The following is a 24,317-nucleotide window of genomic DNA, read 5'->3' as shown; positions in this document are numbered from 1 at the left end:
ACAGATCTCCCGAGGTGCTTGCGATTGTTGAACAATCGCGTCCAGACTGTCCCGCATGTTCGTCCTCATCGGCGTCGCCGTCGTCATCATCGGGTTCGCGTTGCGCGTCAACGCGCTGCTCGTGGTGACCGTCGCGGGCATCGTCACCGCGGCCATCGGCGGGATCGGTCCCGTCGGCATCCTCGACGCGTTCGGCAACGGGTTCGCCTCGAGCCGGTCGGTCACCACGTTCGCACTGGTCCTGCCGGTCATCGGGCTCATCGAGCGCTACGGCCTCCAGGACCAGGCCAAGCGCCTCATCGCCAAGCTGGACCGGCTCACGACCGGGCGCATCCTCGCGGGCTACCTCGCGGTCCGGCAGGTCACGGCCGCAGTCGGGCTGACCAGCATCGGCGGTCCCGCACAGACCGTCCGCCCGCTCGTGAACCCGATGGCCGAGGGGGCCGCGATCAAGAAGTACGGCCGGATCGACGAGTCGATGCGCGAGAAGATCAAGGGCTTCTCGGCGTCGTCGGACACCGTCGGGGTCTTCTTCGGCGAGGACGTCTTCGTCGCCGTCGGGTCGATCCTGCTCATCACGACCTTCGTCGACACCACCTACGGGCTGTCGCTCGAACCGATCGACCTGGCGCTCTGGGCGATCCCGACCGGCATCGCGGCCCTCCTCGTGCACGGCACCAGGCTGCTGTTGCTCGACCGGAAGCTCGACCGGATGGCAGCCGACATGCGCGGCGCGGCCGCCGACACGGAGGTCCACGCGTGATCACCAGCGAATGGCTCTACTGGCTCATCGGCGCGTTCTTCATCGCGGTGTCGGTGCTCATCGTCACGGACACCACCCACGCCAAGCGCCTCGGCAACGCGGCGTTCTGGGGCATCCTCGGGCTGTCCTTCTTCTACGGCACCTTCGTCGCGGCGAAGACGGCCCCGGCATGGGCGCTCGGTGTCGCGGTGCTCGTGATGGTGGCGCTCGCCGGCCTCGGCTTCACCGGGACCACAGCCCGCGGCGGTCGGCCGAGCCGGACCCGCGTCGCGAGCATCCCCGGTGCCGGGGTCGGGGCGGAGACCGGACCGGCTGAGCCGACCGGTGCCGTGGTCAAGCCCGGCAGCACCGGCGTCCTCGCGACCACGTCGCCCGACGAACGCGCGACCCTCGCGGCCCGCTTCGGCAACCGGCTGTTCGTGCCGGCCCTCGTCGTCCCCGTGGTCGCCGTGCTCGTCGCGACGCTCGGCCCCCTCGTGTCCGTCGGCGGGAAGCCGCTCCTCGCCGAGGGCAGTGCCACCCTGACCGGTCTCGGCATCGGCTCCGTCCTGGCGGTCGTGGTCGCCGTGTTCGTCCTCCGCCCACCATCCGTCGCCACGCCGATCCGCGAGGGCGGACGCCTGCTGCAGGCGATCGGGTGGGCAGCACTCCTGCCGCAGATGCTCTCGACGCTCGGCATCGTCTTCACGCAGGCCGGCGTCGGCAGCGCCGTCGGCACGATCATCGGGTCGATCCTGCCCGGTGGTTCGCTCATCGCCGCGGTCGTCGTCTACTGCCTGGGCATGGCCCTGTTCACGGTCATCATGGGCAACGCGTTCGCCGCGTTCCCGATCATGACGGCCGCGATCGGGTGGCCGGTGTTGGTCCAGGGCTTCGACGGCAACCCCGCCGCGGTCTTCGCCATCGGCATGCTCGCCGGCTTCTGCGGCACCCTGGTCACGCCGATGGCGGCGAACTTCAACCTGGTCCCGGCGGCCCTGCTCGAGATGCGGGACAAGTACGGGCCGATCAAGGCGCAGATCCCGACCGCCGTCATCCTGCTCGTCGTGAACATGGGAGTCATGTACCTTGTCGCATTCTGACCTCGCCCGCGCCGCCTGGGCAGAACGGTTCGCCGCCGTCGCGGCGGACAACACCACCCGCGAGTACCCGTACGCGGCGCACCACACGACGTCCGGCCCGGACGACCGCGCACTGCCGGTGGAACTGCACCCGGCGTTCGCGACGTCGTACGACTGGCACTCCTCCGTGCACATGCACTGGCTCGCCGCGCGCCTGGTCGCCTTCGGACTGCCGGCCGGACCGGAGGCCCGGATCACCTCCGTCCTGCAGGCCCACCTCAGTGCCACCCACCTGGCGACGGAGGCGGCGTACCTCCGCGGGACGCCGCACTACGAGCGCCCCTACGGGTGGGCCTGGCTGATGCGGCTCGCCGCCGAGGTGTCCGCGTCCGAGTCCCCGGCGGTCCGGGAGCTCGCACCCGGGTTCGTCCCCGTCGTCGACGTCGTGGAGGAGCTCGTCACGGCATGGGTGGACGGCGCCGCTCATCCGGTGCGCCACGGCGTGCACGCGAACTCCGCGTTCGGCCTGCTGCTCGTGCTCGAGGCGGCACGGTCACTCGGGCGGGACGCCCTCGCCGCCACTTGCGAGCGCACTGCCCGTGCGTGGTTCGGCGACGACGCCGGGTGGCCCTTCGCCTGGGAGCGGAGCGGACACGACTTCCTCTCCGCCGGGCTCGCCGAGGCCGACCTCATGCGGGCGGTGCTGCCTGCGCCCGAGTTCGCGCCGTGGGCCCGTGCGTTCCTGGCCGAGGTGCGGGCGGGGGACGCGATCCTGACCTCCACGACCGTCCGCGACGAGAACGACCCGCAGCAGGTGCACCTGTTCGGGCTCGACCTGTCGCGCGCCGGGGCCGCGCGCCGCATCGCCGATGCCCTCGGCGATGGTGATCCGCTCGGGGGACTGCTCGACGAGGCCGCCGACCGGCTCCTCGCCTCCGGGCTGGCCGCGAGCGTCGGCGAGGAGTACTACTCCACGCACTGGCTGGCGAGCTTCGCCTGGGACGCGATGGAGGCCCGCGAGCACGCTGCACGCTGACCGGGCGCTCGGGCTGCCGCGTGCCCGGGCGCGCAGTCGGTAGCGTGGTCGGCATGGCCGCCTTCACGCCCCCGCCCGCCGACGCCGTCCGTGCGCGACTCCTCACCGCGGGGCGTGCGGAGTTCGCCGCCGTCGGGCTCGCCGCGTCCCGCGTGGAGCGGATCGCCGCGGCGGCGTCGAGCAACAAGGCGCAGGTCTTCCACTACTTCGGCAGCAAGGAGGGGCTGTTCGACGCGGTCGTCGCGCAGTCCGTCGCCGAGACGCTCGCGGACGTCCCGCTCGAGGCCGAGGACCTGCCCGGGTACGCGGGACGCCTGCACGACAGCTTCGTCCGGCGGCCGGAGGCACTGCGTCTGGCCACGTGGTACCGCCTGGAACGGCAGGAGCACAGTCCGATCGAAGCGGTCCTGGCCGGCAACCGCCGAGCGGTCGAGGCCGTCGAGCACGCACAGCGCGCCGGACTGGTCGCCCGCAGGCACCGACCGGCGGTGCTGCTCGGCCTGGTCCTCGGCATCGCGGCGCTCTGGAGCACGCTGCCGCCGGGGTTCGAGCCGCTCGTGGGCGCGGTGACCCCGGCGCGGCGACGGCAGGTCGTCGTCGACGCCGTCGCCGCCCTGGTCAGCTGACGCTCACCGGGGCACCATCTCGGAGAAGAAGTCCTTCGCCGTGATCTGCGTGCCGTCGTTCGACGACGCTGCGAGTCGGACGTACTCCAGGTCGAGCACGTCCGTCGGGTCCGTGACCGAGAACGCGCACCACCCCTCGCCGGACTGCCCCTGGTCGATCGACGCGAACGCCGGGTAGCCGGCCGCTTCCATCGCGTCCTCGATCACGGGCGTCGTGCCCTGCGACGTGTAGGACTCGGTGCTGCCGTGCGCCTGCACCCGGATGGAGCCGCAGTCCATCGTCGAGTAGAACTTCTCGCCTGCCGTCATGGTCACGTGCACGAGCACCTGCTCGTTGTCGTCGCGGTCGGCGAGCCCGGACTGCGCGGAGGTCCAGGGGAAGTCGCGGACGACCCGGTCGGCCTGCGCCGTGTGCCCCATCTGGTCGTCGACGATCTTCTCCGACGTGACGGCGACCTCGCCGGACGCCGTGGCCGACTCGGTGGCGGACGGCGTCGGCGTCGCCCGGTCCGCGGCGGCCGAGCGGGACGGCTTCGCAGCGGCGGAGTCGTCGTCGCCGGATCCGCCGGCCGAACAGCCGACGAGGGCGAACGACGCGATGGCGATGCCGGTGATCGCGACGGTGACGTGCTTGCGGTACATGGTTTCCTCCCAGAGACGACACCGGGGAAGACCTGCTGCCCCCAGCGCGCGTCACGGTCTCGTACGGGTGACCGTGACGCGGTCGCGCAGCCGCACGCCCCCGCGTGCGCCCCGGCGCCGCCCTCAGGGTCGGCCGCGCTCGGTCCAGCCGAGGCACCTCGACGCTACCCGATCCTGTGCGCTCCTGCAGCCTCAGCCGCGGACGCGGAACCGGACGGTGTCACCCGGGCGGAGCTGGGCTGCCCGGTCGACGGACCCGGGGGTGAGGACCGCGACGACCGGGTAGCCGCCGGTCACCGGGTGGTCGGCGAGGAACAGCACCGGGAAGCCCGCCGGCGGCACCTGGAGCGAACCCGTCTCGACGCCCTCGCTCGGGAGTTCGCGCGTGACCGCACGGACGAGGGGCGCCGCGGCGGTCGTCCTGACCCCGACACGGTCGCTGTCCGGGCTCACGTGGTGGTCCTGGCCGGCCAGGGTGCTGCGCCACGCCGGGGTGAACCAGTCGTCGCGCGGACCGGGCGTCACCGTGAGGACCACGGGGTCACCGGGCCACGGCGTGCGCGGTGGTGCGACGGCGTCGACCAGGGGCCACGCATCCGCGTCGTCCCCGACGGGCAGCACCGTCCCCGCCGACACCGGTTCCGGGCCGAGCTGCGCGAGCGAGTCCCACGAGCGGCTGCCGAGGACGGGCTCGACGGCGAACCCACCGCGGACGGCGACGGAGGTGCGGAGGCCCGTCGCCGGCACGCCGAGCGTCAGGACGTCGCCGGGTGCCAGGGTGAGGACCTCGAACGCCGCTGCGCCACGCACCCGTCCGTCCGCGTGCTCGACGGTCACCGCCGGAGCCGCACCGGTGACCGCGACGACCACGTGCGCGTCGGCACGGAGCGAGACGGAGCCGAGCAGGGCCTCCAGGACGGCCGCGCCGGGTCGGTTGCCGACCAGGCGGTTCGCGAGTGCTGCGGACCCGCGGTCGGCGGAACCGCCGCTCCCGAGTCCCATGTCGCTGAGTCCGGGGCGGCCGAGGTCCTGGATCGTGGCGCCGAACCCGACGTGCAGGACGGTGAGCGCGCTCACCGGGCCGCTCGCACGAAGCGGATGCGGGTGCCGGCGGGGGCGAGCGCCGGCGGGTCGCGGTCGACCGACCACATGGCGACGTCGGTGCGGCCGATGAGCTGCCACCCGCCGGGCGAGGGGCGCGGGTAGACCGCGCTGAACTCGCCGGCGAGCGCGACGGCGCCGCTCGGCACGACCGTGCGCGCCGTCGTGCGGCGGGGGAGGTCGAGCGACGGGCTCGTGCCGGTCAGGTAGCTGAAGCCCGGTGCGAACCCGCAGAACGCGCTCGTCCAGACCTGGCCGGTGTGCCAGGCGACGAGGGCCTCGCGGGTCATCCCGGTGATGCTGCCGACGGCGTCGAGGTCGTCGCCGTCGTACGTGACCGGGACGACGATCGGCTCGTCGTCGTCCCGGTGGCCGCCCGCGACGGGCCGGACCCGCGCCAGGTCGGTGCGCAGGCGTCCGGCGTCGGTGGCGCCCCGGTCGAACCGGACCAGGAGCGTGCGTGCTCCGGAGACGACCTCGGTCACCCCGGGGAGGGACGCTGCGGTGAGTCCGGCGTGGAAGGCGACGACCTCGTCGAGGGACTCGAAGGTCACCAGCAGTGCGGCACTGCCGGCGGACCGGACGTCGCCGGTCACGGGGCCGGGGCGAACGGTGCGACGGAGACGCCCTCGGTCGTCAGCAGTGCGCGGATCGCCCGTGCCATCGCGACCGCGTCGGGTGAGTCGCCGTGCACGCACACGGAGTCGGCACGGACCGCCACGTCCGACCCGTCGACGGCCGTGGTGACGCCCTCGGTGACCATCCGGAGGACCCGGGTGGCGACGTCGGACGGGTCGTGCAGGACCGATCCCGGTCGGCTCCTCGGCACCAGCGAGCCGTCCGGTTCGTACGCACGGTCGGCGAAGGACTCGGACACGGCGCGGAGCCCGTGCCGCTCGGCTGCGCGCAGGAGCTCCGAGCCGGGCAGGGCGAGCACCGCCAGGGACGGGTCGACCTCGGCGATCGCGCGGGTCACCGCCTCGGCCTGCACCGGGTCGGCGCAGGCGGTGTTGTAGAGCGCGCCGTGCGGCTTGACGTAGGTCACCGCGGTGCCGGCGACCCGGGCGGTGGCGGCCATCGCACCGAGCTGGTGGACGACGTCGGCGTGGAGCTCGTCCGGGGTCACGTGTACCGGCCGCCGGCCGAACCCGGCCAGGTCGCGGTACGCCACGTGTGCGCCGATCGCCACGCCCCTGGTGGCGGCGGCACGGGCCGTGGCGAGCATGATCGACGGGTCGCCGGCGTGGAAGCCGCACGCGATGTTGGCGCTCGACACCACGTCGAGCATGGCGGTGTCGTCGCCCATCGACCAGGCGCCGTAGCCCTCGCCGAGGTCGCTGTTCAGGTCGATCGTCGTCACGAGTGCTCCCTGTCGTCGCCGGGTTGTTCAACAATCTACCGTCGAACCGGAGCCGGCGCACCGGTCGCGCTCCGGCCGCGGGCCCTCCGCGCTCCGGAGGGCGTCGGGCAGGCCGTAGTGTTCGGCTGTGGATGCACCGCTGCCCTCGGGGACGACCAGACGCCGCGTCGAGCTCCGGATCGTGAAGCCGCCGTTCGCGTGGGGCGCGCGGCCGACGGTCACGGTCGACGGTGTCGGGCAGCCGGCGCAGTGGGGGACCGGCACGTGGGCGGTGCCGGACGCGGGCGGGTCGACGATCGGCGTGTACCTGTTCAACCGCGTCTGGCGGTTCGGGGCCGCCTCCGTCGTCGTCGGTCCGACCGCCCAGGTGGTCGAGTACCGCGCCGGACTGCTGCCGTTCGCGCGCGGCCGGCTCGTCGTGCGTTAGTCCGTCGCGGCGTCGGCCCGGTCGGCCTCGTCGCGGAGCGCTGCGGTGAGCTTGTCCATCACGCCGGCGGTCTGCGCGAGCACCGCCCGTTCGGCGGGCTCCAGGGCGCGCTCGGCCGCCTCGAGGATGCGCGTCGACCGTCGGAGTCGCAGTGCGTCGATCATCGCGATGCCCCGGTCGGTCACCGAGACGAGCACGCCGCGGGCGTCCGACGGGTCGGGAGCCCTGGTCACGAGGCCGCCCTGCTCGAGGTCGGCGACGGTCGTCCGCATCGACTGGTGTCGCACTCGCCGGAGCCGTGCGAGGGTCGCGATGCTGCAGGCGCCGTCGCGGACCAGGAAGCCCAGGACCTCGACCTGGCCCTCCGGCGTCGACTCGAACCGGCGCATCGCCCGGACGCTGTCGCCGATCGACCGACGCAGGCGGTCTGCGTCGTCGAGCGTGAAGGGTCGCGCATACGGGGTCATGAGCAAAGTGTACAGGGAGACTGTACACTTTCTGGCATGGACCTCACGAAGTACACCCACGCCACCGTCGTTCTCGCGAAGGGCGAGCACACCCTCGTGATCGACCCCGGCGCCTACACCCCGAACTCCGCCGAGCTCGTCGCCGGCACCACCGCGGTGCTCGTCACCCACGACCACCCGGACCACTTCGACGCGTCGGTCCTGACCGTCGCGCTCGACGCCCAGCCCGAGCTGCGTGTCTGGGCTCCGGCGAACGTCGCCGCCGAGCTCGGCGACCACGACGGGCGCGTCACGTCCGTCACGGCCGGTGACCAGTTCGACGCGGCCGGTTTCGCCGTCCACGTCGTGGGCGGCGAGCACGCCGTCATCCACCGGGACATCCCGACCATGAGCAACGTCGGCTTCATCGTCGACGGTGTCCTCTACCACCCGGGTGACGCCTACTTCGTGCCGGAGCAGTCGGTCGAGACGCTCCTGGTGCCGACCTCCGGTCCGTGGGCCAAGCTCGGTGAGCTCGTCGACTTCGTCCGCGCCGTGCAGCCGACGCGGGCCGTCCAGATCCACGACCTCATGCTGAGCGAGGTGGGCAAGGGGTCCTTCGCGCAGTTCGCCGGACAGCTCACCGGTGTCGACCTGGTCACCCTCGCCGACGGCGAGACCATCGCGGTCTGAGGCGGCGCATGACGGACGCCAGGCGTGGGGCCGGCCGGCACCGGGCCTGGCGTCCGTCACCGGTCACCATCCGGATACCGCAGCGGGACCGCCCTCGGGGCTGTCCCGCGATCGCGGGGGCACCATCGGTCGGGGGTGCGACGTATCCTGTGGACGGAAGCAACGACGGTTCCGCTCACCACTCCTGTCGACCTGAAGCCTCCCGTGACTGAACACATCATCGAGTACGTCGCCCGCGACCGAACGGGCATCACCGCCGTCGTCACCACGACGAGCGTCATCGACGTGGACACCGTCATCCACAACATCCGCTCCGGCCACTCCGGCTACGTCGTGCGCGCGGGGGAGTGGCGTCGGGCGCAGGTCCGCAGCCTGTCGATGATCGGTGGCTCGTACCTGTTCGCGAACTGGGACGGCTCGAAGCGCAACAACCTGCACGACGTGGCGTTCCAGGCACCGCGTGTGCTCGTGCCTGCTCCGCGGAGCGGCTCCGGCACCCTCACCCGCGCGGCGTCGGCCGTGCGGGCGTGGTTCCGCCGCGGGCGCTGATGGGCCCCGGGCGTGCGGTGGGTCCGCACGCCGCCTGGTCGTCGCCGTCCGGTCGTCTGGTCGTGCGCCGTCAGGCCGCGAAGCGTCGCGCCGCCGTCAGGCCGTGAAGCGTCGCGCCGTCGTCAGGCCGATGAGCGACACGACCGCGACCACCGCGGCGAACACGACGCCGGCCGGCACCAGGCCGATCCCCGCGGCGAGGAGACCCGCACTGATCGCGGGGATCGAGATCGACAGGTAGGCCAGCACGAAGTACGACGTCGTGGCCTCGGTGCGTCGTGACGGCTCGGTCGCTGCCGTGATCGCCCGGAGTCCCGTCGTGAACAGGAGTCCCTGGCCGACGCCGGCGAGCACCGATGACACGACGAGCAGTGCCATCGACGTCGCGAGCAGCGACCACGCCAGGACGCCCATGCCGGCGGCCAGCGCGATCGAGCCGGTGACGACGAGCGTCCGGTCCGCCAGCCCGCGCAGCGCGATCTGCGCCGTCGCGGACGCCCCGAACAGTGCGAACACGACCACGCCCACGACGACGGGCGAGTGCACGCCGAGCACCTGCCCCATGAAGTTCGGGGCGACGGACGAGAACAGCCCGCACACCGCGAACCCGACCACCGCACCGGTGCTCGACGCGGCGAACACCCCTCGGCTCTCCGGCGGGATCCCGGGGAACTGCAGGCGGACCCTCGACCGGTCCGGTGTGACGACGTCACGCACGGCGAGCAGTGCGATGCCCGCGACGACGAGCAGGACGGCGTGCACGACGTACGGTGCGTGGAGCGGCCAAGGGGTCAGGGTGGCGACGCTCCCGGCCAGGAGCATCCCGAGTCCGAGACCCCCGATGTTCGCGGCGGTGGCCAGTGCGCTGGCGATGCTCCTGCGGCGCTCCGGCGCGTTCTCGAGCACCGTGACGGTCCCGGTCGCGGTGAACACCCCGGCGGACAGACCGGACAGCACCCGTGCGACGAAGAGCATCCACTCGGCGGTCCCGACGGCGAACACGACGGCGGAGGCGAGCGAGCACGCGATCCCGACCAGGAGCACCGGACGACGACCGACCGCGTCTGACAGCCGGCCGCCGAGCACCAGGGCCAGGATCACGCCGCCGGCGTAGACGGCGAAGAGCACGGTCGTGACCGTCCCGCCGAAGCCGAACCGCGCCTCGTAGGTCGGGTAGAGCGGTGTCGGCATCGTCGTGCCGATCATCACGACGGCGAAGACGTACGTGGCAGCGACGAGCGACCAGCCGGTCGCGGGGCGTGCGTCGGAGCGGGCGGGCATGGCTGCAACGCTATGCCCGCCCTGGAACGCTCCACTCAGTCGACGGCGGGCGGCCCGCTCGTGATGCCCGTCGGTGGTCCGCGGGCTCAGCCCAGCAGCAGGCGGAGCTCGATCTTCCGGTTGCAGGCGACGGAGGCCTCGGTCGCGACGGCCCGAGCGGTCTCGGCGTCGGGCAGGTCGAGCACCCAGAAGCCCGCGACGTACTCGTCGCCGACGAACAGCGAGCCGCTGCTGACCTCCGGTTCGCCGTCGCTCCGGGCGTCGACGACGAGCGCCTCGTCCGGCGCCGTGAGCCCACCGGCGAACAGGATGCGCCCGTCCGCCAGCAGGCGTTCGTTGAGCGCGCTGACCGCGTCGCGCTCGGCCGCGGTCGCGGAGTCGGTGCGCCCGGCCGCGGCGGCCTCGCCGCTGTCGACGACGTTGACGAGGAACTGCACGGAGCACCATCTCCCTGGGTCGGTGTGGCACATCCTGCTCGCGTCGGGCACTGGTGTCCAGACCCGACGGACGGGAGGCGCGGTGCGGGTCGCTCCCGCGCCTCCCGTCCGGACGCACCCGCGCGCACTGCGCGCCCCCCAGAGCCGGTCAGGTCACGCGAGCGCGTCGCGGCGTCAGCCGCAGTACTCGTACGGCGGGTTCGGGTTCGTGCTCACCCAGATCGTCTTCACCGGCCCGTCGTCGTCCGCGAGCACGAAGGTGATGTGCCGGCTGCCGTCGGAGGTCGTCCACTGCGGCAGACCGTAGGACTGGGTGTTCGGCAGCGGCTCCAGGTCCGGGTACGCCGCTCGGAGTTGCGCGAGGGTGCTTCCGACACCCACCCCTTCGGCCGTCGTCGGTCCGGTGCCGAGCGGTTGGTCAGGGCGTTCGTTGCCACCCACCGTGACGCCGAACACCGTGCCGCCGACTGCGGTCACGACGAGGCCCTGCTCGGCGCCGTTGCTGAAGAAGAAGACGTCCGGGTTGCTGCAGAACTCGTCCGTTTCGCGGGTGTACGCCGCGTCGAGGTCGTCGAGTTCACCCGCGACCGGTGCGCCGAGGGCGACCGGGCCGACCTCGTCGAACCCGATGGTCCACGACGTCGGGTCGTCGAGGGTGAACGGCTTCCGTGTCGGCGTCGGGGTGCTCGTCGGCTCGTTGACGACCGGGGCCGACGACCGTGTCGGGGTCTCCGACGGCTCGACGGGCGCTGCTGGCGCGCTCGGCGCGGGGGCGGCGGCGAAGGGCTGCGGGATCATGCCGAGGGCGACGCCGCCGCTGGTGGCGCCGATGCCGAGGACGGCGATGATGCCGATGACGATGCCGGCGCGACGTCCTCGGCGTGGGCGCTGCGTGCGCTGCTCGGCGGCGCGTGTGAGCACCGTGCGTTTCATCGTCACGAGCATCTGCTCGAGGTCGTCTCCGGTGGGGGGTTCAGTGTTCATCGTGCGTCACCGCCTTCTTCAGTCGCGCGCGGGACCGGGAGACCCGCTGGGTGACCGCGCCGACGCTCAGTCCGAGCATGGCCGCGGCTTCGGCGTAGGAGTGCCCCTCGAGGAGGCAGAGTTCGCAGATCCGACGGTCGGTCTCCGGGAGCGCGGCGATCTCGTCGCGCACCCAGCGGAGCCGTTCGCGGGCGTCGTCGGCGTCGGTGGGCGCTGCGAGCTCGGCGGGGAGCTCGTCGCCGGCGTTCTTCGCCAGGCGTCGCGCCTGGTTCCTGGCGTGGTTGCGGCACACGACCAGCAGCCACGGCAGCAGGGTGCCGGTGGACAGTTCGATCGTCGCGGCCTTCTGCCAGAGCGTCAGGAGCGTGTCCTGCACCAGCTCCTCGACGTCCTGCTTCGAGCCCGCCAAGGCCCAGGCGTACCGGGTCACGGTCGGTGCGTACCGGTCGAACGCCGTCGCCAGCGCGCCGGTGTCGTCCAGTGCCATGCGCCGCACGAGTGCGGCATCGTCGTCATCGGGTGTCACGGATTCCCCCTCTCACCCCAGAAGTGTCGGGCGAGCGGCGTTCCTGTCGCGTCGTGACCGATCTGTGACCAACGCGTGTCGTCGAGGGTCAGATCCGACCGCGGTTGCGACGCCGGATCTCCTTCGGCGCGCGGCCCGCCTGGAACGAGCGTGCCGGGTCGACGACGAAGCCATGGCGCAGTGCCTCGCGGCCGATGAGCATCCGGAAGCCCATCTGGTCGCGGTTGCTCAGGGTCACCTCGGCCTGCACCGTCCGTCCGGCGAGTTCGATCTCGGTCAGGACGACGATGCGCTCCTGCGTGTGCCCGGACGAACTGCGCACCACACGGCGGTCGTGCACGTCGCACTCCACCGTCTGGGGATCGGCGTCGGAGTCCTGCCACGGGTGCACCGAGAAGCGCACGCGGTCCCCGGGGAGCTCCTCGAGGTCGAACGCGTGCAGCGCCGAGGTCCGCGCGCCCGTGTCGAGCTTCACCTTGATCCACGGGATGTCGAGGTCGGGCAGTGCCGCCCACTCACGCCACCCCGCGACGATCGGCCCGCGGCGGGCGGTCTTCGGGGCGTCGGCCATGTGCCCATCCTGGCAGTCCGGCGGGTCGGCGGTACACGACGCGCCCCCGAGGGTGTTTTGATGGAGCGTCGCTCCTCGGCCGGAGCGGTGCCGCCCCCACGACCCCCCGCGGAGCCCCGATGAAACTCGCCATCCTGTCGCGCGCCCCGCAGGCGTACTCGACCGAGCGGCTGCGGGCGGCTGCGCTCGACCGCGGGCACGAGGTGAAGGTCCTCAACACACTGCGGTTCGCGATCGACCTGACGGGGGACGCCCCCGACCTGCAGTACCGCGGACGGCTCCTGTCGGACTACGACGCGATCCTGCCGCGCATCGGCAACTCGATCACCTACTACGGCACCGCGGTGGTGCGGCAGTTCGAGCAGATGGACGTGTACACGCCGAACACCGCGAACGGCATCACCAACTCCCGCGACAAGCTCCGGGCGAACCAGATCCTCTCCCGGCACGACATCGGCATGCCGGCGACCACCTTCGTCGCCGGACGCGCGGACGTCCGTGGCGCGATCGAGCGCGTCGGCGGAGCGCCCGTCGTCATCAAGCTGCTCGAGGGCACGCAGGGCATCGGCGTGATCCTGGCGCCGGAGGCGAAGGTCGCCGAGTCGATCGTCGAGACCCTGCACTCCACCAAGCAGAACGTGCTCATCCAGAGCTTCATCTCGGAGAGCCGCGGGAAGGACATCCGCGCCCTCGTCGTCGGCGACCGGGTGGTCGCCGCGATGCGCCGGAGCGCGAGCGGTGACGAGTTCCGGTCGAACGTCCACCGCGGCGGCACGGTCGAGCAGGTCACGCTGACGCCGGAGTACGAGGAGGCCGCGGTCCGCTCCGCGCAGATCATGGGGCTGCGCGTCGCCGGGGTCGACATGCTCGAGGGCAACGACGGCCCCCTGGTGATGGAGGTCAACTCGTCGCCGGGGCTCGAGGGCATCGAGCGTGCGACCGGCCTCGACATCGCCGGCGCGATCATCGACTTCATCGCGAACCAGGTCGCCTTCCCCGAGATCGACGTGCGGCAGCGGCTGTCCGTGTCGACGGGCTACGGCGTGGCCGAGCTGCTCGTCCACACGAACGCGGACCTCGTCGGCAAGACGATCAAGGAGTCCGGGCTCTGGGACCGGGACATCACGGTCCTGACCCTGCACCGGGGCTCGAGCGTCATCCCGAACCCGCGCAGCGGTGTCGCGCTCGAGCCCGGGGACCGACTGCTGTGCTTCGGCAAGCTCGAGGAGATGCGGTCGATGATCCCGGAGCGCCGCAAACGGCGTGCCAAGCTCCGGAAGCTCCCCAAGGAGCACCTGCCGGAGCAGTGACCGCCGCCAGGCGCGGCGCGGGCCCGCACCGCGCCTGGCGTCCCGACGCATCCGCGCGCACTGCCCGCCCCCCAGAGCCGGTCAGGTCGCGCGGGTGCATCGTGCTCTCAGCCCCAGACCTGTTGCTCGATCGCCGCGAGCAGCCCGTTCGTGGGCGCGTTCGTCTGGCCGATCCGGACCCAGGTCGACCCCCGGACGAAGTAGGTCACCGTGGTCTCGACCGGGTACGGGTCCGCCATCGTCGTCAGTTGGCAGAACCGCCCGCCGTCACGATCGGAGCAGGCGTACCCCGAGTCGACGAGGCGCTGCTCCATCGCCGGTTGGTCTGTCGGTGTGCCGAGGCTGATGTCGATCCCGCTGACGTCAGCGCCCGGATCGTGCCAGATGCACCACAGCGCCTGCCCCGGGAGCGACCCGTTCCCGAAGTCCGTCCCGGCCGGGTCCTGGAGCGGGGTCCCACCGAAGAGCCGGCCGTACTCCGATGCCGGGACGAGGGAATGACAGTCGGACGGGATCACGCCCGCCGACGACTCCGGGGTGGGTGTGGTGGTCGGTTCGTTGACGACGGGCGCGGAGGACCTGGTCGGGGTCTCCGGGGGCTCGGTCATGGTCGGGGAGGGCGCCGGTGCGGCGGTGAAGGGCTGCGGGATCATGCCGAGGGCGACGCCGCCGCTGGTGGCGCCGATGCCGAGGACGGCGATGATGCCGATGACGATCCCGGCGCGGCGTCCGCGGCGTCTGGGGGTCGGGTGGTCGAGCTCGGCGCGGGTGAGCACGTGCTGTTTCATCGTGACGAGCATCTGTTGGAGGTCGTCTCCGGTGGGGGGCTCAGTGTTCATCGTTGGTCACCGCCTTCCTGACTCGCTTGCGGGATCGTGAGACCCGTTGGGTGACGGCGCCGACGCTGAGGCCGAGGATCGTGGCGGCTTCGGCGTAGGTGTGGCCGTCGAGGAGGCAGAGTTCGCAGATCCGACGGTCGGTCTCGGGGAGTGCGGCGATCTCGTCGCGGACCCAGCGGAGCCGCTCACGGGCGTCGTCGTGGTGGTCGGGTGTGGCCAGGTCGGCGGGGAGCTCGTCGCCGGCGTTCTTCGCCAGGCGTCGCGCCTGGTTGCGCGCGTGGTTGCGGCAGACGACCAGCAGCCAGGGCAGCAGGGTGCCGGTGGGCAGGTCGATCGTGGCGGCCTTCTGCCAGAGGGTGAGCATCGTGTCCTGGACGAGTTCTTCGACGTCCTGGCGGCTGTCGGCGAGTGCCCATGCGTAGCGGGTCAGGGTGGGCGCGAACCGGTCGAACGCGTCGGCGAGCGCTCCGGTGTCGCCCAGCGCCATGCGCCGGGTGAGTGCGGCGTCGGCGTCGTCATCGGTGGATGTCACGGATTCCCCCTCCTACCCAGAAGTGTCGAGGAACCACACGGACCTGACACGACGTCGTCCTCACGGCGTGTCGGGATGGTCGCCGGGTGCAGGATCGGGGGTCATGGACCTCCCCGAACCGCTCAGCAGCCCCGTGCACGTCGCCCCGATGGCCGGCGGACCGTCGACGCCCGCGCTCGTCGTCGCCGCCGCCCGGTCGGGGCACTTCGCGCAGCTGGCGGCGGGGTACCGCACGCCGGAGGAGCTCGCCGCGCAGATCGCCGTGGTGCGGGCGGCGACGGACCGGTTCGGAGTCAACCTGTTCGCGCCGAACCCGGTGCCCATCGAGGACGACGCCTACGACCACTACCGGGCATCGCTCGGCGTCGACGGGCTGCCCGACAAGCGCGAGGACGACGATGCCTGGGCGGACAAGGTCGCGCTGCTCCTGGACGACCCGGTGCCGGTGGTGTCCTTCACGTTCGGCCTGCCGGACGCCGACCTGGTGTGGGAGTTCCGGAGACGCGGGACCGTGACCATGCAGACGGTGACGAACCGCGACGAGGCCCTCGCCGCTGCGGAACGCGGCGTCGACGTCCTCGTCGTACAGGGTGAGGCCGCCGGCGGCCACTCCGCGGTGCTCGACCCGGCCGCCGATCCGCTGTGGCAGCCGCTGCCCGACCTCGTCCGCTCCGTCGCGGGCGCCGTGGAGGTGCCGGTGATCGCCGCCGGCGGGATCGGGAGCGCGTCCGACGTCGAAGCCGTCCGGCTCGCTGGAGCGGGGGCGGCGATGGTGGGGACGCTGGTGCTGCGGACGCCGGAGGCCGGCACGGGGCAGACCCACCGTGAGGCGCTCGTCGACCCGGTGTTCGACCGGACCGCGCTCACCAGGGCGTTCACCGGGCGTCCGGCCCGATCCCTCGTGAACCGCTTCGTCCGGGAACACGAGGACGCACCGCTCGGGTACCCGGCGCTCCACCACCTCACGAAGCCGCTCCGAGCAGCCGCTGCCGCGGCCGGAGACGCGCAGTCGCTGCACCTGTGGGCCGGCCGGTCGTGGCGGGCGGCGGTCGACGCACCGGTCGCGGACGTCCTGGAGGCCCTGCTCACGTGAGCGGCGCCGGCCACCCGGGCCGTGCCTCCCGTCCTCCCCAGCGGCGAGACTGCGGTGGCCTTCCACCGGTCTCCTGCCTGTGCGCACCGGGTCGCGGACAGCACTACGCTCGGATGCGGCCCGCGTCGCAGCGTTGCGGAGGTCCGCGGACCAGTCACACTCAGCGTTCAGGAGGACCGAAGTGACCGAAACCGCACCCGTCGACCCCACGACGACCGACGCGTGGAAGACCCTCGCCGGCATCGCCGACGGCTTCTCGCCCGACCTTCGTGGGTGGTTCGACAGCGACCCCGGCCGTGCCGAGCAGTACACCTTCCAGGCCGGTGACCTCACCGTCGACCTGTCGAAGGGCCTCGTCACGAAGGAGATCCTCGACGCGCTGCTCCAGCTGGCCGAGGACACCGGCGTCGCCGCGCGGTACCAGGCGATGATCTCCGGCGAGCACGTCAACCCGACCGAGGACCGCGCCGTCCTGCACACCGCGCTCCGTCGTCCGAAGAGCGGCGACCTCACCCCGGCCGCGCCGTTCGTCGTCGACGGCCAGGACGTCGACGCCGACGTGCACGCCACGCTCGACAAGGTGTACGCGTTCGCCGAGCAGGTCCGCTCCGGTGCCTGGAAGGGCGTCACCGGCAAGCGCATCGAGACGGTCGTGAACATCGGCATCGGTGGCTCGGACCTCGGCCCCGTCATGGTCTACGAGGCGCTCAAGCCCTACAAGCAGGACGGCATCGAGGCGCGCTTCGTCTCGAACATCGACCCCGCCGACATCTACGAGAAGACCGCGGACCTCGACCCCGAGACGACGCTCTTCATCGTCGCGTCGAAGACCTTCGGCACCCTCGAGACCCTCACCAACGCCCGTCTGGCCCGCCAGTGGCTCTGGGAGCGGCTCGACCTGACCGAGGCGGCCGACGACGCCAAGAACGACGCCGTGGCGAAGCACTTCGTCGCCGTGTCCACCGCGCTCGACAAGGTCGCCGCGTTCGGCATCGACCCGGAGAACGCGTTCGGCTTCTGGGACTGGGTGGGCGGCCGCTACTCGGTCGACTCGGCCATCGGCACCAGCGTCGTCATCGCGATCGGCAAGGACAACTGGGAGGACTTCCTCGCCGGGTTCCACGCCATCGACGAGCACATGCGCACCACGCCGCTCGCGCAGAACGTCCCCGTCCTGATGGGCCTGCTCAACGTCTGGTACTCGAACTTCCTCGGTGCCCAGAGCCACGCGGTCCTGCCCTACACGCAGTACCTGCACCGTTTCGCCGCGTACCTGCAGCAGCTCACCATGGAGTCGAACGGCAAGCGTGTCCGCTGGGACGGCACCCCCGTCACGACGGACACCGGCGAGGTCTTCTGGGGTGAGCCGGGCACGAACGGGCAGCACGCCTTCTACCAGCTCATCCACCAGGGCACGCGCCTGATCCCGGCCGACTTCATCACGGTCGCGAACCCGGCGCACGCGCTCAAGGACGAGACCGGTGACGGCAAGGCGGTCGAGCCCGGCCAGGACGTCCACAACCTGTTCCTCGCGAACTTCTTCGCGCAGACCAAGGCGCTGGCGTTCGGCAAGACCGCCGACGAGGTCCGGGCCGAGGGCACCACGGACGAGGCGATCGTCGCGGCCCGTACCTTCACGGGCAACAAGCCGTCGACGTCGATCCTGGCGCCGGCGCTCACCCCGAGCGTCGTCGGTCAGCTCATCGCGCTGTACGAGCACATCGTCTTCACCGAGGGCACCATCTGGGGCATCGACTCGTTCGACCAGTGGGGTGTCGAGCTCGGCAAGCAGCTCGCGCTGCAGATCGCTCCCGCGGTCGACGGCGACCAGGACGCGCTCGCGTCGCAGGACTCCTCGACGAAGGCGCTCATCGCGAAGTACCTCGAGCTCCGGAAGTAGCGCGACACCACACCACCGGAAGCAGCCCGCATCGCGTCCCCACGCGATGCGGGCTGCTTCCGCTTGTGCGGCCAACCGTGCGAGCGGGGCTGGACCCGGTCCCGGAACCGGAACAGCCGTCCGCGAGTGGTCACAACACCCCGCTCGGTTCCCCCGAGTGGTCACGGAACGTCGGAACCGCAGCATGTCGACGACTGTTCGCGACCACTCGCCGTACGCCCGCGGGGTGTCGTGACCGGTCGCGCGGTGCGGCGTGCTCCCGGTCGTGCGGACGATCCGAGGAACCGCAGGCTGAGCGGCACGTCCGGCACCCCGGCGGGCCGCTCGACGTCAGCGGCGGACGGGGTCCAGGTTGAGCGTGGTGCCCTGGTACAGGTACTGCTGCTTGCCGTAGACCTGCATGCCGCCGTTCAGCCAGATGAGTGTCTGGACGGTGATCCCGAACCGTGCGGCGACGTCCCCGATGAGGTCGTCCGGCGCGACCACGTAGGACCGCGGCGCCCCGGAGGCCGTCGTCGCCGACACCGTCCCCGTCGCGTTCGGCCGTGCACCGGCGTCGACCGGGTGCACGTTCGTCGTCCGTGCCGGCACCGACCACGGCACCTTCGTCACCGCGAGGACCTTGTCCGGGCCGATCTCGACCGGGATCGACGGGTCCGCGCTCGCCGAGGAGTACGTCACGAGTGCGCCGAGCCAGGACGGGTCGTAGCCGGCCGCGTCGATCGGCACGGACACGGCTGCCGAGGGCGTGGTGGTCGCTCCGCCGAGCTGGTCGTCCCCGATGCCGTGGTAGGTCAGCCCGTCCCCGACGCGGGGCGCGTCCTCGAGGAACGTGGCACTCACCGGCACCGGCAGCGTCGACGTGAACCCGGAGTACTGCACCACGAAGCGGTCGTCCGGCCCGGCGACCACCCTGTAGTGGAAGTGCACGCTGCCCTTGGGGGAGGCGACGTCCCCCTCGGCGACGACCGTCCCGGCCGCGATGGTGGAGATCTCCGGCGCCGGTTCGGCGGCCTGCGAGGGCTCGGGTGTCGGCGGCCGCGGCGAGGCCGACTCCCGCAGCAGGTCGGCGTCCGACTCGCCGTCGTCGGTGGGCGTCGCGGTCGGGGACGCGGACGGAGACACCGACGCGGACCTCGTCGGGGCCGGGACCGCTCCACCGCCGGACCTGAGCAGGGAACACCCGGAGGCACCCACCACCATGACCACGGCGAGCCCGATCGCGGCGACGCTCCTGTTGCTGCTGTGCACGTTTCCCCTCCGGTGCGGGATCGTACCCGACGGATCGTCACCCCACGAGGGCCGCCGCGGGACACTGTGTCCGATGGCCCATCGGCGGGCGTCCCCCACCACTCAGCGCATCCGGATCGCGCATCCAGCCCAGATGCGGAAGTATGTATCGGTGACGATCATGACGGACCGACCGGTCGACCAGGCGACGAACAGCGAACCCGAACGGCCGGGCAACGCGACAGCCAGGCACGACAACGTCGCCCTGCTCTCGGTCGCGACCACCGTCGCCGACCGCGTGACGACCTCCGCGGACATCGAGGAGCGCCTGCGCGGGGTGCTCCGACGCCTGCGCCTCCCGATGGGCCTGCTCGAACGGGTCGCCGGCGTCAAGGAGCGTCGCAACTGGGGCGAGGGGCAGACCTTCCAGGACGCCGCGATCGACGCCGGTCGCCGGGCCATGGCCGAGGCCGGGATCCAGCCGCAGGACGTCGGCCTGCTGATCAACACCTCCGTGACCCGTCCCCACCTGGAGCCGAGCGTCGCCGTGCGGCTGCACCACGGGCTCGGTCTGCCGTCGTCCGCGATCAACTTCGACATCGCGAACGCCTGCCTGGGCTTCGTCAACGCCATGAGCGTCGCCGCGGGCATGATCGACTCCGGCCAGATCAAGTACGCGCTGGTGGTCGACGGCGAGGACGCCGACCAGGTCCAGCTCAACACGATCGACCGGCTCAACCAGGGTGGCCGGAACCGCAAGGACTTCATGAGCGAGTTCGCCAGCCTGACGCTCGGCTCCGGTGCGGCGGCGGCCGTCCTCGGCCCGGCGGACATGCACCCGGGCGGTCACCGGATCGTCGGCGGCGTCACCCGTGCGGCGACCCAGTGGTACGACCTCTGCGTCGGCAGCGTCGACGGCATGTTCACCGACGCCAAGATGCTGCTGAAGGGCGGCATGGAGCTCGTCGTCGCCGCCTGGAACGAGGCGCGCTCGCACTTCGACTGGGCCGACATGGACCGCTACGTCCTGCACCAGGTGTCCGACGTCCACACGAACGCCTTCGTCGAGGCCATCGGCGTCCCGCGCGACAAGGTCCCCACCACCTACCAGCGCTTCGGCAACGTCGGCCCCGCGTCCATCCCGATCACGCTGGCGGACGAGGTCGCTGGCGGCCGGATCCGCCCCGGTGACCGCGTCTTCCTCGGTGGCGTCGGCTCCGGCATCAACACGGCGATGATGGAACTCCGCTGGTGACAGCCGGGTTGCCCCGCGTCGCCGCGAGCACCGCTCCGGCGACGCAGCCGCCCTCCCTGCCCGGACTCGACCCGGCGTGGTCGCGTCTGGTCACGGTCCCGCCCGTGCCTGGAGGGACGGACAGCGCCGCGCGCACCTGGCACCTCCTCGACACGGCCGGTTCCCTGGCCGCACTCGACGTGGAACCCGTCGGCACGCTCCTGTGCGTGCACGGCAACCCGACGTGGTCGTACCTGTGGCGGTCGGTGCTGCGCACCTCGCTCGAGGTCGCGGCAACCGGCGGTCCCGCGTGGCGCGTGGTCGCCGTCGACCAGCTCGACATGGGCTTCTCGGAGCGCACCGGACTGCAGCGGGGACTGCCTCAGCGCGTCGCGGACCTCGGCGCCCTGACCGACGAACTCGGTCTCACCGGACCCGTGGTGACCCTCGGGCACGACTGGGGCGGCGTGGTGTCGCTCGGCTGGGCCGTCGACCACCCCGACCTCGTGGTGGGCGTGACGACGTGCAACACCGCCGTGCACCAGCCCGACGACGCACCCATCCCGGCACCGCTCCGGCTCGCGCTCCGTCCGGGCCTGCTCGGGCGTGCGACGGTGCACACCCCGGCGTTCCTCGAGACGACGCTGGCGATCGCACACCCGAAGCTCGACCGGCCCGTCGCCGACGCCTTCCGCGCGCCGTACCGCGGTGCGCACCGTCGCGGCGGGATCGGCGGCTTCGTGGCGGACATCCCCGTCGACGCCCGGCACGACAGCGCCCCGGAGCTCGACCGCATCGCCGCCGGGGTCGCCGCGCTCGACGTCCCGGCGCTGCTGCTCTGGGGCCCACGCGACCCGGTGTTCCTCGAGCGCTACCTCGACGACCTGGCCGGGCGTCTGCCGCACGCGGACGTCCACCGCTTCGAGGGTGCCGGCCACCTGCTGCCGGAGGACGCCGACGTCGCCGGGACGGTGTTCGACTGGCTGGGCGACCGGCTGCCGGACGGCCACGTGCCCGCCGGAGCCGAGCGCGGCCTCCCGGCCGGAACGGAGGCGGACGCACCGCGACCGCTCTGGGCCGCGCTGGACGAGCTGCGGGAGTCCGACGACCCGGCCCTCGTCGAGATGGCCGCCCCCGGCGGCGGCGTCCGCACGATCAGCTGGCGACTCCTCGCCCGGCGGATCGACGAGGTCGCCGCTGGCCTGGTCGACGTCGGCGTCCGTGCGGGTGACCGTGTGTCGTTGCTCGTCACCCCCGGCGCGGACCTCACCGCGGCGCTGTACGCCTGCATCCGCATCGGTGCGACCGTCGTGGTCGCCGACGCCGGCCTGGGGCTCCGGGGGCTCACCCGCGCGGTGAAGGGCGCACGGCCCGACTGGGTCATCGGCGCGCTCCCCGGTCTCGCCGCGGCCCGCGCCCTCGGGTGGCCCGGTCGCCGCATCGGGACCCTCGCGCTCCCCGCGCCGGCACGCGCCGCACTCCGGGTGGAGCACACGCTCGCCGGCGTCGCCCGGCGCGGTGCCCGCCGTCTCGCCGCCGGGGCGACCCTGCCCGCCGCACCGTCGTCCGACGTGCCCGCGGCCGTGCTCTTCACCTCCGGGTCGACGGGTCCTGCCAAGGGCGTCGTGTACACGCACGGACAGCTCGGCGCCGTGCGCGACGTGCTCGCCGCGCAGTACGACGTGGGTGTCGGGACCGGCCTCGTCGCCGGGTTCGCGCCGTTCGCCCTGCTCGGACCGGCACTCGGTGCCCGGTCGGTCGCACCCGACATGGACGTCACCGCACCCCGGACGCTCACCGCGAAGGCCGTGGCCGACTCGGTCGCCGCCGCCGACGCCACCGTGGTGTTCCTGTCGCCGGCGGCGATCGCGAACGTCGTGGCGACCGCCTCCGCGCTCGGCGACGACGACCGTGCGGCGCTCGGCCGGGTACGGCTGTTCCTGTCCGCCGGGGCGCCCGTGTCGGCCGCGCTCCTGTCCGCTGCCACCGAGCTCATGCCGAACGCGAGTGCGCACACGCCCTACGGCATGACCGAGGGCCTGCTCATGACCGACGTGGACCTCGACGGCATCCGCGACGCGGCGTCGGCCGGGGGTGCGGCAGGCGGTGTGTGCGTGGGCCGCCCGGCCGCCGGGGTCACCGTCCGCGTCGCCCCGCTGTCGGCGTCCGGTGCCCCGACCGGAGCGCTCACCGACGAACCGGAGGTCACCGGCGAGGTCGTCGTCGTCGCGCCGCACGTCCGCGACCACTACGACCGGCTCTGGCGGACGAACCGTGCCTCGCGGCTCGGACTCGACCACGCCCGCGCGCACCGCACCGGTGACGTCGGACACCTCGACGCGACAGGGCGGCTCTGGGTCGAGGGCCGGCTCCAGCACGTCATGACCACGCCGTCCGGGGTCCAGACGCCGGTCGGCCCGGAACAGCGCATCGAGGCGGTGCCCGGCGTCGGCCGTGCCGGGGTCGCGGGTGTCGGACCGGCGGGGACGCAGCAGGTCGTCGCCGTCGTCGAGACCGTCCCGCCGACGCGGCGTCCGGGTCTGGCGCCGTCGTCGCTCGCAGCCGCGGTCCGCCGCGCCGCGGGCGTCCCCGTTGCGGCGGTCCTCGTCGTGCCGGTGCTGCCGACCGACATCCGGCACAACTCCAAGGTCGATCGCTCCCGCCTCGCCCGATGGGCCACGTCCGTGCTCGGCGGCGGCCGGATGGTCCGCCCGTGAGGGTCCTGGTCACCGGGGCCAGCGGCTTCCTCGGCGCTCGGACGGCCGCCGCGGTGCGCGACGCCGGCCACGACGTCGTCACCTTCCAGCGGCGGCCGTCCGGCGTCCCCGGCGCACGGGACGTCCTCGGGACGATGACCGACCCCGACGCGGTCACCCGCGCGGTGGAGGGCGTGGAGGCCGTCGTGCACCTCGCCGCCAAGGTGTCCCTGGCCGGTGACCCCGCCGACTTCACCCGGGTGAACGTCGCCGGGACCCGCACGCTCGTCGACGCCGCACGCGCCGCGGGGGTCGCGCGCTTCGTCGACGTGTCCTCCCCGTCCGTGGCGCACACCGGGACGTCGCTCGTCGGCGCCGACGCCACGCCCGCGTCCCCCGAGGGGGCGCGCGGGGACTACGCCAGGACGAAGGCCGCCGCGGAGCTCCTGGCGCTCGCCGCGGACGCGCCGGGCTTCGCCGTGGTCGCCGTCCGGCCGCACCTGGTGTGGGGGCCGGGCGACACGCAGCTCGTCGGGCGCATCGTCGACCGTGCCCGGCGGGGACGTCTGCCACTGCTCGACTCGGGTGCGGCGCTCATCGACTCCTGCTACGTGGACAACGCCGCGTCGGCGATGGTCGCCGCGCTGGAGCGTGCGGCCGACGACGCCGTGCACGGGAACGCGTACGTCGTCACGAACGGGGAACCACGCCCCGTCGCCGACCTGCTCGACGGGATCTGCCGGGCGTCCGGCGTGCCGACGCCCCGCCTGCACGTCCCCGCCGGCCTCGCCCGCGTGGCCGGGTCGCTCGTCGAGGCCGTCTGGCGCGTCCGACCCGGTGTCGACGAGCCGCCGATGACCCGGTTCCTCGCCGAACAGCTGTCGACCGCGCACTGGTTCGACCAGCGGCGCACCCGTCGGGACCTGCGCTGGGCGCCGACGGTGTCCATCGACGAGGGCCTCGCGCGACTGGCCGGCTGA

The 24,317-nt window shown here is 72.7% G+C and carries 26 protein-coding genes; 13 read left to right on the top strand and 13 right to left on the bottom strand.

The features are described from left to right. The first annotated feature begins 55 nt into the window (after positions 1-55). Genes FS641_RS16580 through FS641_RS16565 form a run of 4 tightly spaced genes read left to right on the top strand, consistent with a single transcriptional unit; the run spans position 56 to position 3,486 of the window. Positions 56-763 (top strand): DUF969 domain-containing protein, encoded by a 708-nt coding sequence (locus tag FS641_RS16580; RefSeq protein ID WP_144765827.1) that lies wholly within the window; start codon positions 56-58, stop codon positions 761-763. Continuing rightward, positions 760-1,845, top strand: coding sequence for a DUF979 domain-containing protein (locus FS641_RS16575; protein WP_144765825.1), 1,086 nt, complete (start codon positions 760-762; stop codon positions 1,843-1,845). Before FS641_RS16580 ends, FS641_RS16575 begins: the two co-directional genes overlap by 4 nt. After that, the gene (locus FS641_RS16570) at positions 1,832-2,860 is read left to right on the top strand and encodes a DUF2891 family protein (RefSeq protein WP_144765823.1); all 1,029 of its coding nucleotides are present in this window, start codon (positions 1,832-1,834) and stop codon (positions 2,858-2,860) included. The genes FS641_RS16575 and FS641_RS16570 overlap by 14 nt, the downstream gene beginning before the upstream one ends. Positions 2,861-2,913: 53 nt before the next feature. Next, positions 2,914-3,486, top strand: coding sequence for a TetR family transcriptional regulator (locus tag FS641_RS16565; protein ID WP_144765821.1), 573 nt, complete (start codon positions 2,914-2,916; stop codon positions 3,484-3,486). 3 nt (positions 3,487-3,489) lie between these two features. On the opposite strand, the gene FS641_RS16560 is transcribed toward FS641_RS16565, so the two are convergent. From FS641_RS16560 to FS641_RS16545, 4 genes are all read right to left on the bottom strand, one after another. Further along, the gene (locus FS641_RS16560) at positions 3,490-4,128 is read right to left on the bottom strand and encodes a hypothetical protein (RefSeq protein WP_144765819.1); all 639 of its coding nucleotides are present in this window, start codon (positions 4,126-4,128) and stop codon (positions 3,490-3,492) included. Positions 4,129-4,320: 192 nt separating this feature from the next. Further along, a complete protein-coding gene (locus FS641_RS16555) occupies positions 4,321-5,205 on the bottom strand; it encodes a biotin-dependent carboxyltransferase family protein (RefSeq protein WP_260855895.1) in 885 nt (294 codons plus the stop codon). Next, positions 5,202-5,825 carry an allophanate hydrolase subunit 1 gene (locus FS641_RS16550; protein ID WP_144765817.1) on the bottom strand — a complete coding sequence of 208 codons (624 nt, stop codon included), beginning with the start codon at positions 5,823-5,825 and terminating at the stop codon, positions 5,202-5,204. Before FS641_RS16550 ends, FS641_RS16555 begins: the two co-directional genes overlap by 4 nt. Beyond that, positions 5,822-6,589: a LamB/YcsF family protein gene (locus FS641_RS16545; protein ID WP_144765815.1), complete on the bottom strand. Its 768-nt coding sequence runs from the start codon at positions 6,587-6,589 to the stop codon at positions 5,822-5,824. Before FS641_RS16545 ends, FS641_RS16550 begins: the two co-directional genes overlap by 4 nt. 127 nt (positions 6,590-6,716) lie before the next feature. Here FS641_RS16545 and FS641_RS16540 point away from each other — a divergent pair, with 127 nt between their 5' ends. Continuing rightward, complete coding sequence (locus FS641_RS16540) at positions 6,717-7,016, top strand: hypothetical protein (protein WP_260855894.1); 300 nt, start codon at positions 6,717-6,719, stop codon at positions 7,014-7,016. Here the strand turns inward: FS641_RS16540 and FS641_RS16535 are convergent. Further along, positions 7,013-7,483 carry a MarR family winged helix-turn-helix transcriptional regulator gene (locus FS641_RS16535; protein ID WP_144765813.1) on the bottom strand — a complete coding sequence of 157 codons (471 nt, stop codon included), beginning with the start codon at positions 7,481-7,483 and terminating at the stop codon, positions 7,013-7,015. The genes FS641_RS16540 and FS641_RS16535 overlap by 4 nt on opposite strands. A 36-nt stretch (positions 7,484-7,519) precedes the next feature. Here FS641_RS16535 and FS641_RS16530 point away from each other — a divergent pair, with 36 nt between their 5' ends. Beyond that, entirely contained in the window at positions 7,520-8,155 is a 636-nt protein-coding gene (locus FS641_RS16530) for an MBL fold metallo-hydrolase (protein ID WP_144765811.1), read from the top strand. Between the two features lie 204 nt (positions 8,156-8,359). Further along, positions 8,360-8,704: a hypothetical protein gene (locus FS641_RS16525; RefSeq protein ID WP_144765810.1), complete on the top strand. Its 345-nt coding sequence runs from the start codon at positions 8,360-8,362 to the stop codon at positions 8,702-8,704. 96 nt (positions 8,705-8,800) lie between these two features. Here FS641_RS16525 and FS641_RS16520 read toward each other — a convergent pair whose 3' ends face one another. The 5 genes from FS641_RS16520 to FS641_RS16500 all read right to left on the bottom strand — a co-directional run bounded on the left by FS641_RS16520 (position 8,801) and on the right by FS641_RS16500 (position 12,503). Then, positions 8,801-9,985 (bottom strand): MFS transporter, encoded by a 1,185-nt coding sequence (locus tag FS641_RS16520; RefSeq protein ID WP_144765808.1) that lies wholly within the window; start codon positions 9,983-9,985, stop codon positions 8,801-8,803. 86 nt (positions 9,986-10,071) lie between these two features. Next, positions 10,072-10,422 (bottom strand): YciI family protein, encoded by a 351-nt coding sequence (locus FS641_RS16515; protein WP_222122120.1) that lies wholly within the window; start codon positions 10,420-10,422, stop codon positions 10,072-10,074. Positions 10,423-10,596: 174 nt separating this feature from the next. After that, positions 10,597-11,406: a hypothetical protein gene (locus tag FS641_RS16510; RefSeq protein ID WP_144765804.1), complete on the bottom strand. Its 810-nt coding sequence runs from the start codon at positions 11,404-11,406 to the stop codon at positions 10,597-10,599. After that, positions 11,396-11,932, bottom strand: a complete 537-nt coding sequence (locus FS641_RS16505; protein ID WP_260855893.1) for an RNA polymerase sigma factor — start codon at positions 11,930-11,932, stop codon at positions 11,396-11,398. The genes FS641_RS16510 and FS641_RS16505 overlap by 11 nt, the downstream gene beginning before the upstream one ends. 88 nt (positions 11,933-12,020) lie before the next feature. Beyond that, the gene (locus FS641_RS16500; RefSeq protein WP_144765802.1) at positions 12,021-12,503 is read right to left on the bottom strand and encodes a RimK/LysX family protein; all 483 of its coding nucleotides are present in this window, start codon (positions 12,501-12,503) and stop codon (positions 12,021-12,023) included. A 119-nt stretch (positions 12,504-12,622) separates the two neighbouring features. Here FS641_RS16500 and rimK point away from each other — a divergent pair, with 119 nt between their 5' ends. Continuing rightward, positions 12,623-13,813 (top strand): 30S ribosomal protein S6--L-glutamate ligase, encoded by a 1,191-nt coding sequence (gene rimK / locus FS641_RS16495; RefSeq protein ID WP_144765800.1) that lies wholly within the window; start codon positions 12,623-12,625, stop codon positions 13,811-13,813. A gap of 107 nt (positions 13,814-13,920) precedes the next feature. On the opposite strand, the gene FS641_RS16490 is transcribed toward rimK, so the two are convergent. Together FS641_RS16490 and FS641_RS16485 are read right to left on the bottom strand one after the other, a co-directional pair. Continuing rightward, a complete protein-coding gene (locus FS641_RS16490; RefSeq protein WP_144765798.1) occupies positions 13,921-14,652 on the bottom strand; it encodes a hypothetical protein in 732 nt (243 codons plus the stop codon). Next, a complete protein-coding gene (locus FS641_RS16485; protein WP_260855892.1) occupies positions 14,642-15,184 on the bottom strand; it encodes an RNA polymerase sigma factor in 543 nt (180 codons plus the stop codon). The genes FS641_RS16490 and FS641_RS16485 overlap by 11 nt, the downstream gene beginning before the upstream one ends. A 103-nt stretch (positions 15,185-15,287) precedes the next feature. Between FS641_RS16485 and FS641_RS16480 the strand changes: the two genes are divergently transcribed. Beyond that, the gene (locus FS641_RS16480) at positions 15,288-16,277 is read left to right on the top strand and encodes a nitronate monooxygenase (RefSeq protein ID WP_144765796.1); all 990 of its coding nucleotides are present in this window, start codon (positions 15,288-15,290) and stop codon (positions 16,275-16,277) included. A 181-nt stretch (positions 16,278-16,458) separates the two neighbouring features. Further along, positions 16,459-18,177: a glucose-6-phosphate isomerase gene (gene pgi / locus FS641_RS16475; protein ID WP_144765794.1), complete on the top strand. Its 1,719-nt coding sequence runs from the start codon at positions 16,459-16,461 to the stop codon at positions 18,175-18,177. Positions 18,178-18,507: 330 nt separating this feature from the next. On the opposite strand, the gene FS641_RS16470 is transcribed toward pgi, so the two are convergent. Further along, positions 18,508-19,428: a LysM domain-containing protein gene (locus FS641_RS16470; RefSeq protein WP_260855891.1), complete on the bottom strand. Its 921-nt coding sequence runs from the start codon at positions 19,426-19,428 to the stop codon at positions 18,508-18,510. A 160-nt stretch (positions 19,429-19,588) separates the two neighbouring features. Between FS641_RS16470 and FS641_RS16465 the strand changes: the two genes are divergently transcribed. Genes FS641_RS16465 through FS641_RS16455 form a run of 3 tightly spaced genes read left to right on the top strand, consistent with a single transcriptional unit; the run spans position 19,589 to position 24,317 of the window. After that, positions 19,589-20,662, top strand: coding sequence for a 3-oxoacyl-ACP synthase III (locus FS641_RS16465; protein ID WP_144766020.1), 1,074 nt, complete (start codon positions 19,589-19,591; stop codon positions 20,660-20,662). Next, on the top strand, positions 20,659-23,358 hold the full coding sequence (locus FS641_RS16460) for an alpha/beta fold hydrolase (protein WP_260855890.1): 2,700 nt from the start codon (positions 20,659-20,661) through the stop codon (positions 23,356-23,358). Before FS641_RS16465 ends, FS641_RS16460 begins: the two co-directional genes overlap by 4 nt. Further along, the gene (locus FS641_RS16455) at positions 23,355-24,317 is read left to right on the top strand and encodes an NAD(P)-dependent oxidoreductase (protein ID WP_144765792.1); all 963 of its coding nucleotides are present in this window, start codon (positions 23,355-23,357) and stop codon (positions 24,315-24,317) included. The genes FS641_RS16460 and FS641_RS16455 overlap by 4 nt, the downstream gene beginning before the upstream one ends.

It is taken from the genome of Curtobacterium sp. 9128 (assembly GCF_007673775.1).
Taxonomy (GTDB): domain Bacteria; phylum Actinomycetota; class Actinomycetes; order Actinomycetales; family Microbacteriaceae; genus Curtobacterium.
The sequence above is the reverse complement of the archived record's forward strand: the minus strand, read 5'-3'. Positions and strand labels throughout refer to the sequence as shown.

Excerpts from the sequence above, each read along its gene's own strand:
- FS641_RS16490 (WP_144765798.1), bottom strand. The coding sequence starts at position 14,652 with ATGAACACTGAGCCCCCCACCGGAGACGACCTCCAACAGATGCTCGTC.
- FS641_RS16500 (WP_144765802.1), bottom strand. The coding sequence starts at position 12,503 with ATGGCCGACGCCCCGAAGACCGCCCGCCGCGGGCCGATCGTCGCGGGG.
- FS641_RS16580 (WP_144765827.1), top strand. The coding sequence starts at position 56 with ATGTTCGTCCTCATCGGCGTCGCCGTCGTCATCATCGGGTTCGCGTTG.
- FS641_RS16560 (WP_144765819.1), bottom strand. The coding sequence starts at position 4,128 with ATGTACCGCAAGCACGTCACCGTCGCGATCACCGGCATCGCCATCGCG.
- FS641_RS16480 (WP_144765796.1), top strand. The coding sequence starts at position 15,288 with ATGGACCTCCCCGAACCGCTCAGCAGCCCCGTGCACGTCGCCCCGATG.
- FS641_RS16530 (WP_144765811.1), top strand. The coding sequence starts at position 7,520 with ATGGACCTCACGAAGTACACCCACGCCACCGTCGTTCTCGCGAAGGGC.
- FS641_RS16520 (WP_144765808.1), bottom strand. The coding sequence starts at position 9,985 with ATGCCCGCCCGCTCCGACGCACGCCCCGCGACCGGCTGGTCGCTCGTC.
- FS641_RS16465 (WP_144766020.1), top strand. The coding sequence starts at position 19,589 with ATGACGGACCGACCGGTCGACCAGGCGACGAACAGCGAACCCGAACGG.
- FS641_RS16510 (WP_144765804.1), bottom strand. The coding sequence starts at position 11,406 with ATGAACACTGAACCCCCCACCGGAGACGACCTCGAGCAGATGCTCGTG.
- rimK (WP_144765800.1), top strand. The coding sequence starts at position 12,623 with ATGAAACTCGCCATCCTGTCGCGCGCCCCGCAGGCGTACTCGACCGAG.
- FS641_RS16535 (WP_144765813.1), bottom strand. The coding sequence starts at position 7,483 with ATGACCCCGTATGCGCGACCCTTCACGCTCGACGACGCAGACCGCCTG.
- FS641_RS16565 (WP_144765821.1), top strand. The coding sequence starts at position 2,914 with ATGGCCGCCTTCACGCCCCCGCCCGCCGACGCCGTCCGTGCGCGACTC.